General features: G+C 38.1%; 14 protein-coding genes. 9 read left to right on the top strand and 5 right to left on the bottom strand.

Annotated features, from left to right (window positions below):
- From PGN18_RS11590 to PGN18_RS11580, 3 genes are all read right to left on the bottom strand, one after another.
- A partial coding sequence (locus tag PGN18_RS11590) for a RagB/SusD family nutrient uptake outer membrane protein (RefSeq protein ID WP_335319653.1) occupies positions 1 to 741 on the bottom strand: 741 nt, incomplete at its 3' end.
- A 9-nt stretch (positions 742 to 750) separates the two neighbouring features.
- Positions 751 to 2,235, bottom strand: coding sequence for a TonB-dependent receptor domain-containing protein (locus PGN18_RS11585; RefSeq protein WP_335319662.1), 1,485 nt, complete (start codon positions 2,233 to 2,235; stop codon positions 751 to 753).
- Between the two features lie 16 nt (positions 2,236 to 2,251).
- On the bottom strand, positions 2,252 to 4,036 hold the full coding sequence (locus PGN18_RS11580) for a TonB-dependent receptor plug domain-containing protein (protein ID WP_335319652.1): 1,785 nt from the start codon (positions 4,034 to 4,036) through the stop codon (positions 2,252 to 2,254).
- Positions 4,037 to 4,683: 647 nt separating this feature from the next.
- On the opposite strand from PGN18_RS11580, the gene PGN18_RS11575 reads away from it, so the two are divergent.
- On the top strand, positions 4,684 to 5,223 hold the full coding sequence (locus tag PGN18_RS11575; RefSeq protein WP_335319651.1) for an AAA family ATPase: 540 nt from the start codon (positions 4,684 to 4,686) through the stop codon (positions 5,221 to 5,223).
- A gap of 102 nt (positions 5,224 to 5,325) precedes the next feature.
- Here the strand turns inward: PGN18_RS11575 and PGN18_RS11570 are convergent, their stop codons facing one another.
- Positions 5,326 to 7,188 carry a LuxR C-terminal-related transcriptional regulator gene (locus tag PGN18_RS11570; RefSeq protein WP_335319650.1) on the bottom strand — a complete coding sequence of 621 codons (1,863 nt, stop codon included), beginning with the start codon at positions 7,186 to 7,188 and terminating at the stop codon, positions 5,326 to 5,328.
- Positions 7,189 to 7,385: 197 nt separating this feature from the next.
- Here PGN18_RS11570 and PGN18_RS11565 point away from each other — a divergent pair, with 197 nt between their 5' ends.
- The 3 genes from PGN18_RS11565 (at position 7,386) to PGN18_RS11555 (ending at position 8,998) form a co-directional block, all read left to right on the top strand.
- The gene (locus PGN18_RS11565; RefSeq protein WP_335319649.1) at positions 7,386 to 7,727 is read left to right on the top strand and encodes a DUF4870 domain-containing protein; all 342 of its coding nucleotides are present in this window, start codon (positions 7,386 to 7,388) and stop codon (positions 7,725 to 7,727) included.
- Positions 7,728 to 7,811: 84 nt separating this feature from the next.
- The gene (locus tag PGN18_RS11560) at positions 7,812 to 8,468 is read left to right on the top strand and encodes a suppressor of fused domain protein (protein ID WP_335319648.1); all 657 of its coding nucleotides are present in this window, start codon (positions 7,812 to 7,814) and stop codon (positions 8,466 to 8,468) included.
- Between the two features lie 8 nt (positions 8,469 to 8,476).
- Positions 8,477 to 8,998 (top strand): hypothetical protein, encoded by a 522-nt coding sequence (locus tag PGN18_RS11555; protein WP_335319647.1) that lies wholly within the window; start codon positions 8,477 to 8,479, stop codon positions 8,996 to 8,998.
- Positions 8,999 to 9,012: 14 nt separating this feature from the next.
- On the opposite strand, the gene PGN18_RS11550 is transcribed toward PGN18_RS11555, so the two are convergent.
- Positions 9,013 to 10,857, bottom strand: coding sequence for a helix-turn-helix transcriptional regulator (locus PGN18_RS11550; RefSeq protein ID WP_335319646.1), 1,845 nt, complete (start codon positions 10,855 to 10,857; stop codon positions 9,013 to 9,015).
- A 227-nt stretch (positions 10,858 to 11,084) separates the two neighbouring features.
- On the opposite strand from PGN18_RS11550, the gene PGN18_RS11545 reads away from it, so the two are divergent.
- The 5 genes from PGN18_RS11545 to PGN18_RS11525 all read left to right on the top strand — a co-directional run bounded on the left by PGN18_RS11545 (position 11,085) and on the right by PGN18_RS11525 (position 14,487).
- On the top strand, positions 11,085 to 11,414 hold the full coding sequence (locus PGN18_RS11545) for a DUF4870 domain-containing protein (RefSeq protein WP_335319645.1): 330 nt from the start codon (positions 11,085 to 11,087) through the stop codon (positions 11,412 to 11,414).
- Between the two features lie 156 nt (positions 11,415 to 11,570).
- On the top strand, positions 11,571 to 12,038 hold the full coding sequence (locus PGN18_RS11540; RefSeq protein WP_335319644.1) for a hypothetical protein: 468 nt from the start codon (positions 11,571 to 11,573) through the stop codon (positions 12,036 to 12,038).
- A gap of 12 nt (positions 12,039 to 12,050) precedes the next feature.
- The gene (locus PGN18_RS11535) at positions 12,051 to 12,542 is read left to right on the top strand and encodes a hypothetical protein (RefSeq protein ID WP_335319643.1); all 492 of its coding nucleotides are present in this window, start codon (positions 12,051 to 12,053) and stop codon (positions 12,540 to 12,542) included.
- Positions 12,543 to 12,604: 62 nt separating this feature from the next.
- Positions 12,605 to 13,594 carry a hypothetical protein gene (locus PGN18_RS11530; RefSeq protein WP_335319642.1) on the top strand — a complete coding sequence of 330 codons (990 nt, stop codon included), beginning with the start codon at positions 12,605 to 12,607 and terminating at the stop codon, positions 13,592 to 13,594.
- Positions 13,594 to 14,487: a hypothetical protein gene (locus PGN18_RS11525; RefSeq protein ID WP_335319641.1), complete on the top strand. Its 894-nt coding sequence runs from the start codon at positions 13,594 to 13,596 to the stop codon at positions 14,485 to 14,487. Before PGN18_RS11530 ends, PGN18_RS11525 begins: the two co-directional genes overlap by 1 nt.
- Positions 14,488 to 14,491 lie beyond the last annotated feature (4 nt).

Raw genomic sequence — 14,491 nt, 5'->3', positions numbered from 1 at the left:
CTTATCGTATTGCCCGGTTGCCAAATAACACTTGATCAGCAATTGACGACAGGCTCCTTTGTTCACTAACCCAATTAGTGTGGTTTGCGCCTGGTCTGGTACCCAGGCTACAGCCTGTTCCATATCTGCAGTGATCATTTGCAAAATTGCCTCCCTTTTGGTAGAGCGATAGTTTGTTTTTGGAATTTGAAGGATTTTTGTAACCAGAGGAACATCTTTAAATTCAAAACACAAGGCTAGATAACGGAATGACCGGTGAAAAAGCGCTCTTCCACGGTATTGATTTTTTATGTTTTCATCCAAACCTTCCACATTACCAATAAAACTGAGAATGGTATTGGCATACTTGATCCCGTTATAGCTCTCATTCCAAAAATAAGGAACTCTTTCCGGAAGGTCAGTTGGTGTTAATCTGGTAGCGATGTCCGCAAATATATTTCCGTCATCTGTTTTTGATGCCACAGCCACATCTGAAAACATATATTCGGTGCTGATAGGCAAGCTTAAATCGGTGTATTCAAAATAGGTCCAATACGATCGGAGGTGTCTGTCGCAAATGGCCATTGCAGCGTCCAAACCACTTTTGGTAGAAAACGTCTTCCCAGGCTCGTACAGAGAAAGCGGATCAGGGTCTAGGTAGGAGCGTTTACATGCTGGAAAAACGACCATAGTTGTTGTCAGCAACAAAAACAATTTTGTAATGTTGCAAGCTATTTTTGATGTTATTATCATTTTTTTCATCGGTTTCAATTAAAAAGTAACGTTTAATCCGAAGGTGTAAATTCTTGGTGCAAGTCCACCAGTTTCAATATCCCAGTAATCCCAGTTTTTATCTTTTGCCCATACCGCAACATTCCTTACAGTTGCGTACAACTTTACTTTTTCGAGTGCTAATGTCGAAGCCCATTTTTGCGGCACAGTATAACCAAGGGTTACATTTTCTAATCTGATAAAAGACCTATCAAACAGGCGGCCAGGTGAATTTACACCACTTGGCCCTTTTGCATCCAGACGGGCAAATTCATTGGAAGGATTTTCTAAAGTCCAATATTCTTTCTGATAGGCATTAGCCAGATTGGTCACCAGTGAAGTTCCATTATCTTGATTGAGATATGCGCCACTTAAACTCTTGTGACCCCAATAAGAATACATGTTGAAAGAAAAGTTAAATGCTTTGTAGGTAAAATCGTTACGCATCGACCATAGGATTGGTGGTGCGGTTTGGCCAAGAAATTCTTTATCATTATCATTATATACCGGGGTTGTTGTGCCATTGGCATTCACAATATCATCACCAGTAAAATTATTGGCTACCTTTGGGTCTCCCGGACGCTGATTGTAACGTGCCGCTTCCGCTGCTTCATTTGCCTGCCAGATTCCCGTAACCCGGTAGTTCCATATGGCGCTTATTGGTTGCCCAATAAACCAACCGTTTCCAATATCATCACGTTCTTTGGTTCCTGTAACATTGCCTTGTGCATCCAAAACATTATCATACACATAATAAAGATGTTTAATGGTGTTTTTGTATTTAGAAAAACCAATTGTAGTACTCCAGCTGAAGTTGCTGTTTTTAATGTTTAACGAATTTAGGCTAATTTCAAAACCTTTGTTTTCTACCTTTCCCAGATTTGTTGTAATACTGCCAAAGCCAGTAAAACCAGGTAAACTTCTGTTCATGATCATATCAACTGTCGGCGTAATATAGTAATCCATGGTAGCAGTTAACCTGTCGTTAAAAAAGCCTAAATCCAACCCAGCGTTAAAGGATTCCGTTTTTTCCCAATGCAAGTCTGGGTTTGCCAAACGGCCAACAGTTAAATACCGATATTGAATTAGATTTCCGCTATTGTCCAAATATCCCATTGTTGCCCCTACACCGGCACCCAGATTGGCCAGCGCCAGATAAGGATCATCCAGCTGGCGATTACCATTTTGCCCCCACGAAAGTCTGAGTTTACCGTTATTAAGCGGTTTCCACTTAAAGAATTTTTCGTTGGTAAACGTCCAGGCAAAAGCGGTAGAGAAAAAATTTGCTCTAGGGTTTGATGTCCCAAATGCAGAATACCCGTCTCTTCTGATTGAAGTGGTTAACATATACCGATCATCATAAGAATAAAAAAGGCGTCCAAGCAATCCATCCGCAGTTTCTTTTACATCATTAGAATCGTAACTACTTCTGTTTTTATCTCCATAATAGGTTTCGTGGTAGCCTAATGCGTCACTTGGAAGAATGTTTCTGGCTTCAATTCTATCCAGCCATGATTGTTTTTTTTTCTGCTTCCTGTACTAAGGTTACACTAAAACGGTGCTTTTGGGCGAATGTATGTTCCCAGCTTAAAGTATTGTTAAGCGACCAATCATAACGTTGCGTTTGTTCCCGGTTTACTAATCCATTTGTCGTTCTCCAATCGGGGTGACTCGCTGATTCCCAATAACGATCATGAAAAAACTGATATCTTGGTGAACCATTAAATGAATAATTAATATTAAATGGAAGTTTTACCTTTGCCGTAAAGATGGTATTGAAAACAGTATATCCTTTATCTAAGTCCCGGTATCCTCTGTCAAAGTCGTAGTTGTAGCCATAGTTATTTACCATGTTGTCACCCATTGGATGAACAAGTAAATTTCCGTTGGCATCCTGGTAACTGGCATAAGGTGCATTGTTGATGATTTGTCTTCCCCAATCAACGGCTAAATCGCCATCAGTACGATTTTGAAAGTTGATATTGGCACCAATTTCCAGCCAGTCCGTTATTTTTCCTTCAACTTTTAAGTTAGAGCGAATGGCCCTATAGTTATTACCCACCGCTACACCTTGATTATCAAGATAGCCAAGTGACATGTAATAGTTCATTTTATCACTTGCTCCTGAAACACTGAGGTTATAATCTTGATTTTTTCCGGTACGGAAACTGTGATCATACCAATCAAATGTTTGTCCTGTCAGGAAATTATTTAAGGCCGTTCCTTGTAATAAAAGTCGTTTTGCCCAAATTTCGTTGTCTGATGCAGTGCCATTTCCGTTAGCAGTATAAGCTTTCCATTGCGCAAGCGTGATTCCGTATTTACTCAGGTTTTCCGCTGTTGGGTTTACATAATAACCGGGTTGTGCTCTAAATGTAGATTGATAGGCTTCATAATTTCCGGTTGTGGCGTTTAGGCCATAGGTTGGTGCGGTATACCAGTCCTGGCGATATTGCATATAACCTTCACCATCAAATACATTTCGGTTGGCACCCATTGTAGCCAGTGCAAAATTGCTGGAAAGGGTAATTCTTGGCTTGCCTGTTTTACCTTTTTTAGTGGTAATAATCAATACACCATTAGCCGATTTGGCACCATAAACAGCGGCAGCAGAAGCATCTTTTAACACATCAATTGCTTCGATATCATCAGGATTAATCTCCGAAAGTTCCCCGTAAAATAGCGCACCATCTAAAACCAGTAAGGGATCATTGTGGCCGCCTGCAGTGTAAACAGATCTTTGGCCCCTGATTTGAATTGAGCCTCCACCTTTGGCAGATGCATCAAAGCCTACTGTTACTCCTGGCGTGCCACGAAGGATATCCTGTGTAGTATTTGGATTTTGATCTGCAATTTTATCTGGACGTATTTGTGTAATTGCACCAGTTAAATCTTTCTTTTTCATGGTACCGTAGCCAATCACCACCACATCGTTTAAGTTCTGCGTGTCTTCACTAATGCTAACTTCCAAAGTATTTGCTGCAGGTACAGCAACAGTCTTTGTCACGTAGCCAACAAATGAGATAACCAGCACATCCGTGCTGCGCACCTGGATTTGGAATCGGCCATTGGCATCAGTGCTGGTACCTGAAGTTCCGTTCTGAACTTTTATAACAACACCAGGTAGTAATTCACCATTTTTGGCATCTTTAATTGTTCCGGTAAGCGTTTTGTTTTGTGCAAAACCAATAAAGGGAAAGGTAAACAGCAGAGCAAAACAAAGAAACAATTTACCCAGGATTTTTAAATCCTGTCTTTTTCTAAATTTTAAGTAATAATTAGTCATATTTATTTGGTTAGGATCTATCGGTATAGATTCCGGTAAACAGTTATTTGATCACTATAAGGCCCAAAAAGCCTTATATAGTTGAACGGGCAAGCACATAAAGCTCAGGTATCGTCAGTTATAGTAATAGGTAAAATCATGTTGTTTGGATTGTATTTGGTAGGATAAAATAACAGGTATTTTTTTTCAGGCAGGAGGGACATTTCCGCATAATAGGGGGGATAAAAATGTTTCACACAGAAAAACGGAACTTAATATTAAATTTATGCTGGCGCTGAAGCATCGGAAGAAGATTTTAGTAAAGCATATTAAACTAGAGAGCAGCTTACGGTGTAAGAAACCAGTCGTAAAAGTTATGTTGCGATGATCAATTTCTAAAATAGATTAGCGCTGGCGTTGGCTTCAACTTCAATAGTGGAGCGTCAACCAATCCCTTAATCGTAAAAAAATCTATTTTTTCGATGCATCCGATCTAGTGGTCTGCATCATTTCATTAAAGTTATTTGCTGGAAGTCAGGGAAATCACATTGTTTAAAATTCTTCAAATCAAGTGTCCACTAAAGAAATCCAAATTTGCCCCTTATTAAAGCATTTTTTACGTTATTTTCGGCTACCTGAAACACATCAGTTTACAATATCTTTATGCCATGAAAATCCATATCCTTGGTGCATCCTGTGCAGGCACTACAACACTGGGCGAAGCTTTGTCTGCCAGATTAAATATCCCCTATTTTGATACTGATCGTTTTTTTTGGGAGAAATCGGTTGTTCCTTATACAATAAAGAGAGATCCTATATTACGGAACCAGATGCTTAAGGATGAATTAAGCAAAACAGAAAGCTATATTATAGGTGGCTCGCTGGTAAGCTGGGGAGAGGAGTGGAAACAAATGTTCGACCTCGCGGTTTTTCTCTACCTACCGAAAGAAATCAGGCTGGAACGCCTGGTGGAGAGGGAAATAGAAAGGTATGGAAACAATATTTATGATGATCCACAGCGTCACGAATTGTTTTTGGAGTTTATAGATTGGGCATCAAAATATGATGACCGCTCTTTTACGGGAAGGAATATTGGTATTCATGAAAGTTGGCTGGCAGGTGTAAACTGCCCGGTTATAAAAATTGAAGGAGATGTCACCGTAGCCGAACGGTTAGGGCGTATTCTTAAAGCTATTGACCGCGTTTAAAATTCTAAAATCAATATTTGCTATCTGTACGTTTTTTTTTCGGAATAGGCTTTTTTTAAAATATAGTCTTGTCGACTTCCTATTGTTCAATCTACCTGACACTTACCCTAACTGCTGTAAAAACAGATTTAAATCTTCATCTTTGCCCAAACCCAACTTTTGTTTAATCCGGTAACGGCTCATCCGCACACTTTTTGGTTCGATACCTAAACGAACGGAAACCTCTTTATTTGTTAAGCCCATCAACATATAAGAACAGTATTTTAGGTCGAGGCGGGTAAGTGCATGATTGGCTTTCTCCTGCAGGCGTTCAAAAAACGCAGGATTAGTTTCAAAAAAATCCGTCTTATGCTCTTCAAATACTTTATCCATCTTTTTCTGTTGGTTCACAATCCGCTTAATCTGCTCATCAAGCGAGAGATGACTTTCAGGATTTACCTTTTCAGTTATCAGCTCAAGCAGCTCATTTTTTTCTTCAATCTGTAAATTACCAGCCAATACTTCCTTCTCTAACCGCTCCTGACGCTCTTTGAGCAAAACCTGCTCGGTTTGAAGTTGCATCGCTTCTGCCTCTTTTAGTTGCGCCCTTAATTCAACAGCTCTTTTCTCCTGGTCAATCAGTTCCTGCTTCCTGATCGATGCTTTAAGCTTATAATTATACGACATCAACAATAAAAGCAAAGCGGCAATTCCTGTTAGTCCGGAAATGATATAGAAAACATTTAGTTTTTTGGTATATTTGGTTTGCTGTTGTAAATAGGCAATCTCCTGTTCCTTTTTTTGCGATTGATACTGCGCCTCTATCCTTATGGTGCCGTTTATTTTTTCTTCATCAAAAGCTTTTTTATAATAATTGAAATACTGTTTTAGATACACTATAGCGGCCTGCTGGTTACCTTTTTTTTCGGCAATATTGGCAAGGCCCTGGTATATTCTGGCCTGCGTTAATGGCATCTTTACCACTGCACCAGAACTTTTATTCAATCCGGCTAGAAGGAGTTCTTCTGCTTCAGCATAATTTCCATCGCGTAATGCATATTCGCTTCTTAACCCATAGCAATTTAGTAAAACTTCAAGTAAATTTGTTTTTTCAGCAATTCTCATGGCGATGTCGACGTATTTTTCGGCACTATCACGATAGGCAGCTGGATAATATTGAAAATAGGCATTGGCAGTGTTTAAAGCGGCTGCAGCGGTATTGCTATAGGTGAGCATTCGTCCCTCCTGTTCTTTTGAGAGCCGAAGTGATTGTTTGTAGGTCAACAAAGCGGAATCGAGCAAGTTGCGTTTTAGTGTATCTTGCTTAAAACGGTCATAATAACTTTGCCCAATAGTAAAATAAGCATTGTTTAGCAGATCAACCTGTTTACTTTTTATCGCGCTAAGGTAACATAACCTGGCATATTTCTGCTGTTTTGATGGATCATTACCATAGCCATAAAAACTGGCCAGATAGTGATATATGGTACTTTCGTAATGATCTGCCTGCTGGCCTTTAAAAAAATCGAGGGCTTTCAACAGCTTAATCACTGATTTATCATTCTCGTCGTTTACCAGGTCTAACCAGCCGTCTCGAAACCATACAAATCCCAATGCAATACGATCTTTTGTTTTTTGGGCATAATAACGGGCGCTATCCAAACTTGCATAAGCACTTTTAAGGTCTTTTTTCCATACATACAAATGTACGAGTGTAGCATAGGCCATGGCTTTGCTTTTCCCATCCTTTAACCCTGCGGCAACCCTAATAGCCCCGTTTGCCTGTTGAAATGATAGTGAAAGGTTTTTTTCAAAATTAGCCTTGGCCAGTTTGCAGTATATATTTGCCTTTTCCTCCTTTGAGATGCTTCGATGTGCCAATAACCGGTTTAACGAATCGATATAGATTTTTTGCGCTTCGGCACTTTTAAAAAAAAGTAAAAGACAAATTAAAGTACTCGATAATATTTTCAGTGGTAGCTGCATAATCAAAAATAGAAAAGAAACATTTACAGGAACAGAATTACAATAAATAATTGATACCAAACCATTTTAAAGGTTTTTGTAGTCTCCTTGTAGACGACATTTTAAAAGTTAGTAGTTGCTATGTAGGCAACATTTTCTTGGGTGAGTGCGAAGACACCAATAATTTTGCATTGTTCATTTTATTAAATATTAAAACTATGAAACAGAAAACAATTGCAATAGTTGCCTATATTACGCTCATCGGATGGATTATTTCTTACCTTGAATTTAAAAAATCGAAAGAAAAAAGTGCATTGGCAAATTACCATTTGGGGCAGTCGCTTGGCATTATCATAACTGCTGTCCTATTAAGTATCTTAAGCAGTTTTATACTGGTGATAATTCCCTCATTAGGCTTGGTATTTTACCTTATTTTATTACTCCCATTTATATTGATGTTATTGGGCATAGTAACCGCCAATAATGGTTTAGAAAAACCAGTTCCATTAATCGGTAAAATATTTGAAAGGAAATTCAACTTCAATACCAGAACTATTTAAAAATCCCACATCAAAGTGATACGACATTGCTTTCAATAAACTGGCAAAATCTTTGAAAGCATTTTAAGCTTAATCCACCTTGTTATGACTCCTGAACAATATAAACAACAGTTTAATCCAGATGATAGCCCCGGATGGCAAGCAATCGATGACCAATTGGAAAAACTTTATGGCACTACCGAAGCCCGCCATTATCCACCGCTGTGCGGAATCCATTATATAGCTGGCGGAACAGACCCGATAGATGGTGCCAGTATTTATGATAGTAACCAACAAAGCTTCCATCGGCACATTGTTAGCTACGGCATGAGCGAACTTTATTACGATGAAGAAAAAGCCGGTGGAGAATTTAGCAAATGGGGTTTTGAATTTACCTTTAGGCTAGCACCATTTAAAGACGATGAAAAAGATCCCATCTGGGCTATCCAGGTCATGAATAACTTAGCCAGGTATGTATTTTCGAGCGGTAAGTGGTTCGAGGAAAACCATTTCGTCCCTGCTAATGGACCAATAAGGCTGAATACCGATACCCAGATCACGGGTTTTGTTTTTGCGTTGGATCCGGAACTGGGAAAAATTGAAACCCCTCATGGCGAACTTAGTTTTCTTCAGTTGGTAGGCATTACAGATACCGAAGTAGAAGAGCTGAAAAAAAATCCTACCGTTGGAGCTGTTGAAGCATTAATCAAAAACTTAAAAAAGGATAACCCTTTATTGATGACAGACCTAAATAGAAAATAAGAAGAGCTATGCGAAATATTTTTTTTATACTGCTCATTTTTGGTTTAATCTCTTGTCAGTCCAAAAAGGTAGCTCGGCTCAATACAGTCCTTTTACATGCAGAAAGGGCAGTATTTAATATCATCGTGGGCAAAAATGGGCCTAACGAAAGAAAACTTAAATGTATCATTGATGGCGATTTTAAATGTGCCCTGCAGGCGGTTGATGATAAAGAACGAGCCTTTAATCAAATTATCAATGAAATAAACGCGCTGGAAACACATGATATCGAATATGGAAATGAATTAAAGAAGGCAGCAATCAGCTATTATGATGCCCTTAAACAGTTGGAAATTTCCGATCGCCAGGAAATCTCCATACAACAGCTAAGCCAGGATAAAACAAGTACCGCACAGGTGCACGACAATGCAATGGTTAAACAGCGGCAGTTACTGAACAAAAAACTGGAAATGCGACAGCTTATCAATAAAAAAGAAAATAAATTAGCCGAAATACAAAAACAGTTTAATTCAGCTAACCACCTCAATTAACGGCAAGAAACGCACTATCCCATATCCTGTAAAAACAGTTTCAGGTCTTCGTCCTTACCCAAACCCAATTTCTGCTTTATCCTGTAGCGGCTCATACGCACACTTTTAGGCTCGATATGCATCAGCTGGGCAATCTTTTTAGTATCCATTTTCAAATGAAGATAGGCACAGAGTTTTAGATCAAGCAAGGTAAGTTTCTGGTGTGCTTTTTGGTTAAGCAAAGAAAAAAATTCAGGATGCAACTGTTGAATCTGGAATTTGGCCTCTTCGAAATCATTATCCAACAGCAACTCTTCATTCCAGATTTTGTTAATATTAAGTCGTTGGTTATCGCCAAGTTTTTCTTTAAGTTGTAAAAGCATTTCCTTTTTATGCTCTAGCTGCAATTGACTGGCCATTACTTCTTTCTGCAATTGTTGCTGTTGACTTTCCAACAATAACTGCTCTGCCTTTAGCCGGGCTTGCTCCTCTTTTTCAAACTTCATCTGTAATTCAGCATCCTGTTTTTCCAAATGCAGTTGCCGTTCGCGTTGCAGAGAGTACCTTAACCTAAAGTGGTAAGAACGAAACATAAAGATAAGGCCTAATATAGAGACAATGGCAATACCAATGTACAGGTATTTTTGTTGCCTTGCATATTTTTCCCGTTGCTTTAATAGCTTAACCTCATTGCTCTTTTTTTCAGCCTCGTACTGTACCTCTAATTTTTGCGCATTTAAAGTCCTTTTTTCATCAAAATATTTACTATTGTATTCGGTTACTCGTTTTTGAAATTCCAATGCTTTTTCGTAATTACCCTGTTGCTCATAAAAAGTAGCTAGAGCGGTCGAAATGTTGATTAAAGTATAATAGTAAGGTACTTTTTGAGTTTTTAATACGCTATAGGCTTCTTGCAAGTAAGCTTCGGTCATCACAAAATTTTTAGCTCTCTTCGCATATTCACTTAAAATCCCCAAGCTGCTTGCCCTAATTTCTTCACCATTGATGGCCCCCTTCATTACTTCGTTAGCCATACCGGCATAGCGAATGGCACTGGCTTTTGCAGCTTGATCGTTATCAGCAAAATAACGCAAGTAATAATCCGCACTATTGATACAGGCAATTCCATAAGTTTTGCGGGCAACATACTTGGGGTACTGTTGATAAAGATTTTGGGCTTTATTTAAATAGTAAATGATACTGTCGCGCAACACTTGATTTTTAGTGCTGGCGTAATTATAATCAGCAGCAACAGATAAAGCGATATAACAGTTACTTAATAGGTTATAATCGGTGGTTTTTAGGGCATTTTCAGTAGCCGCTCTGGCGTATTTATTTACATTTTTAATATCATCCCAATGGGTATTGATCATGTAAAGCAGGTAATATATTTTGGCGCTAAGATAAGGGTCAGCTATTTTTTCTAGCAATTTTAGTGAAAGCCCACAATATTTGGTGATCTGCTCCGAATTATCAATCGCATTATAGAATAAAGCTTGGGCATAATATGCATAGGCCATTGCAATACGCTGCCGTGATTGTTGGGCAATAATCAATGCACTATCGCTTGCTTTTTTAGATAAAGCAAATGCCTTGGTTGTGGCATGTATGCTAGCCTGTATGGTATAAGCTTTCGTAGCTTCTGTTAAATTTTTAAAATTTAAAGCTAGAGCTGCGCTCTGTTGAGCCTTTCGAATTGCCGCTTTATAATCTCCATTAATTCTATTTCTTTCGGCAAGCTGTGTGAGCAATGCCGGTTTATCTTTATCACTTAGCCTATTAAGCGAAATACTGTCCAATAAAGTTTGTGCACTGGTTAGAAAATAACTGATGCAAATGCCAATTAAGAGAAATATCTTTTTAAAATATTGATGTTTCATCGGGTAAAATTAGCATAAAGATTGGAGTTGGGTGATAATTGTAGGCAAAATCACAAAAATGCAAAAGGATATAAATATCTGAAAAACAGTTAATTAAACCATAGTGTAGATGTATTGTAGACGTTTTAAGAAATGTTGTAGATGCTCTGTAGGCGTCAGTTACTTTTAGATAACTATTGTTTACCTCAAATTTGAACTAAATAATTCAATCTATAAAAACAGAAATCATGGACAACAAAACCCTTTCAATCGTTTCTTACATTACCCTTATTGGTTGGTTAGTCGCTTATTTTGTCGGAAAAGATAAAGCTGACACTTTGCTTAAATATCACTTAAGGCAATCATTGGGTCTAGCTATTGTAAGTATTATCTTTAACATCGCCTTTACCATCATTGCTAGTATAGTGCCTAGTTTATCCTTTTTAGGATTGGTTGGTTATGCTTTTATCATTCTTTGGATCATTGGAATTATCAATGCCGCCAATGGTGCATTAAAACCTGTTCCACTTATCGGCAAATGGTTTGAAGACAAATCATCATTTGTGGGTAAATACTAGAAAAAGTTTATGCGCCTCAACATTACAATGTCATGCTGATGGTGATGGTTCTTGCCATCACCGCATGCCATTTTGAGCAGTGCCAAAAAAACGTGTGAGATACGATATCAGCTTGGGCGATCACCCCAAATTCTACAAATGATAACAAAATAACAAATGCAAACATTAAAATATTTTAAACAAGAAGGAAATACATATAACCTTAAAGTACAAAAGGGGCTATTGTACACCCTTGCTTTTTTCTGTGTTGCGGCCATAGTAGCCATATTGATGTATAGCACAAGCAAAGCGACATTTTTTTATGTGGCTTTATTTGCTTTCATAGGCCTAATGTGTATCCTGCGCACAACAGGAGCGGTTTCTTTTAATGATCAAAACCGCGAAATACAGCGTAAACGCTTTTTCTTTAGTGCTCCGGCATACTATAGCTTTGATGATTTTGACCATTTCCTTATCGCAAAACAAAAAAGCTATTTTATCACAGTAAGTGTTCAAGCCATTATGGTTATGAGAAAGGATAATAAAACCAGGCATATCATACTGGCGCAAACCTTATTTACAGCAAAACCCCTGCAAAAACTTAGTGAAGAAATCAGCATGATCATGGGCCTGCCACAAAATTAGAAACGAACAAATATGGCAGCATATAATATAGAAATAGGGAATGGGAAACTCAGCTTTCAGCCTGAACGGGATTATAAAGGCAAGATTTTATTTCTTGCAATCCTTGCGCTTGGAATATTTGTGGTAACGCCTTTGCTACACCTCTATCGCGATACGCAATGGGGCATAATGGCTATTGGGTTTGTATCAGCGCTAGCAGCACTTTACGATTTTATCTTCCATTTTAATGTGACCTATATTTTCGACCAATACACCGGGCAGGTTTATAAAAAAATCCCTGGATTATTTACCCGAAAAATTATGGCTTTTGAAGATGTATATATCCTTCATGTACAGGAAGATGGACTGTTACATTATGCCTTATCACATAAACAGAACAAATTTGGCAAAAGCTTTGCGATTAGCCAAGCCTTTGGCAGCAGCCGCAAAAGCCAGATTAGGCAAGCCACTTTTGAAACAGAAGTTTTAGCGGAAATTCAAAAAATTATTCATGTAGGCCGGTAAATAAAGAACATCAGACATCATCATTATATAGGATTAAAACATTAACATGGCCATTCCAAAACATGAACAAAGGACTTTCGATATTCTGGATAATTTACATGCTGTTTTTTGCTATTCCGTTCCCCATGTTCATCTACTACAACACCAAAAACGATAGCATGTCTAGCCTAATGGGCGACAATCCCTGGTATTCGCTATCTGTACTTGCCATATCAATACTACTTTGGACCATATTATTAGTTGGTTATTACCAAAAATGGGTAATCCACACTTTTTTAATTAAACGGAATATAGAAAAACTTAAAATCACCGGCGAACCGCGGGAGGCCAAAATATTTGAATCGATAAGAATACATAAAGCAGGTGCTGCCTACGATACCTATGAACTTACTTTGCAGTTTAAAAATCTGTCGGGTAGCATGGTTATGCAAAAAGCCATGGTAAATGATTCAAAACCTTATGAACGCCGTTACGAAGGTGGCAAAACTGTTGGCGTATTACTCAACAAAGAAGTAAATAAATTCCCTTACTTTATTTTTGCCTCTACAGCGGTAAGCATTAAAAAAACGACCATATTTCTGACTAACCTGGCCTGGCTCACATTTACATCCCTTGTCGTTTGGTATTACATTTACTCTTATGATATAGAAAGCAATGGTATGGGCTGGCGTTTTATGGGTATTGGCCATCCTTTATTAACCTGTGCCTTTATGCTGCTTCTTTATCGCACTTTTGGCGCTTTCATAGCCAAAAAGTTCATCGGTAAACCTCATCAATTATTCCTGATTAAATTTAAAGGTATACAGACTACTGCCAGATTAATCAAATTTAGCCAGACCGGAACGTATATCAATGCCCAACCGATGGTCGATTTTGAACTCGAATATACCAATCAGTTTAACCAAAAACATCGGGCCAATATTAAAAAGATTGTGGATCTGTTTGATCTGGATAGTGTTAGGCAGGAGTATTTTTCTATTTTTTACCTTAAAGAAGAACCACAAAAAATTGCCTTTGAAAAAGACCTGAACGAACTTAAAGGAGAATTTTGATGAAAAATTTCAGAAAACTTTACGGTCTGGTTGTATTGCTCAGCTTATTGGGTTTGAGCTGTAAACAGATTACCAAAAGTGTAAATGAAACCTTTCATCCCAACGATTCTTTAGTTAAAAATTATAATCAAGGAAACGGCGTTAGATTAAATGGAAATGGAGAAGATAAACGCACTACAACAGTATCTACTATCCCTTTTATAAAGCGCCAACAGGAAAGAACCATCATTATAAATGACGATACCTTTAATACAGCTGAAATGGAGCTCAAAGCAAAAGAGATGTTTAAAGACATTGAATTGCTAAAGCAGAAACAAAGCCCAGCAACAGCCAAAGAAATACAGAAGAGGGTAAACAGGTTTTTAAAAGAGATGAAACTTCCACAAGGCGGCCTTAAAACCATTGATACAGAAAAAGCCATAAAAACTAAAAAAGGATTATTAAGTACTGCGGAACTGGCATTTGCACAAGAACAATTAAAGAAACTGCCTCAATACCGTAATAAAGAAATTATCGTGTACCAATCGGTTCATTTTTATGATAATGGCTCCATAAATATAATGTTACAACACCCTGTAAACCTTAAATATGCCGATGCTTATGAATATCGGGATGGGGTATGGTCTGCGCCAAAACCGGTATTGGCCAGAGATATCGAAAGCAGAACTTTCCCTTTAAGTAAGATGCGTTTTGAAGATGCACGAAAAGTAATTAAAATCTATAACGAAAAAGTAACTCAGATTGAGGGTGCTGTACCAACCACTTCGGCCTACGTTTCTATCTGGGATAACGATATGCGCTGGTTCCCTGCGAGCATTAATGGTACCCGTGAACGTTTCGATATCCAGTTTAATAATAATGGTACACTTAAAAGTTTTAGGAAGGAGTTATAATATT

Origin of the sequence: Pedobacter terrae (assembly GCF_036946585.1) — a bacterium.
Lineage (GTDB): Bacteria > Bacteroidota > Bacteroidia > Sphingobacteriales > Sphingobacteriaceae > Pedobacter > Pedobacter terrae_C.
Note: the sequence above shows the minus strand (reverse complement) of the source record. Positions and strands in the feature narration are given on the sequence as shown.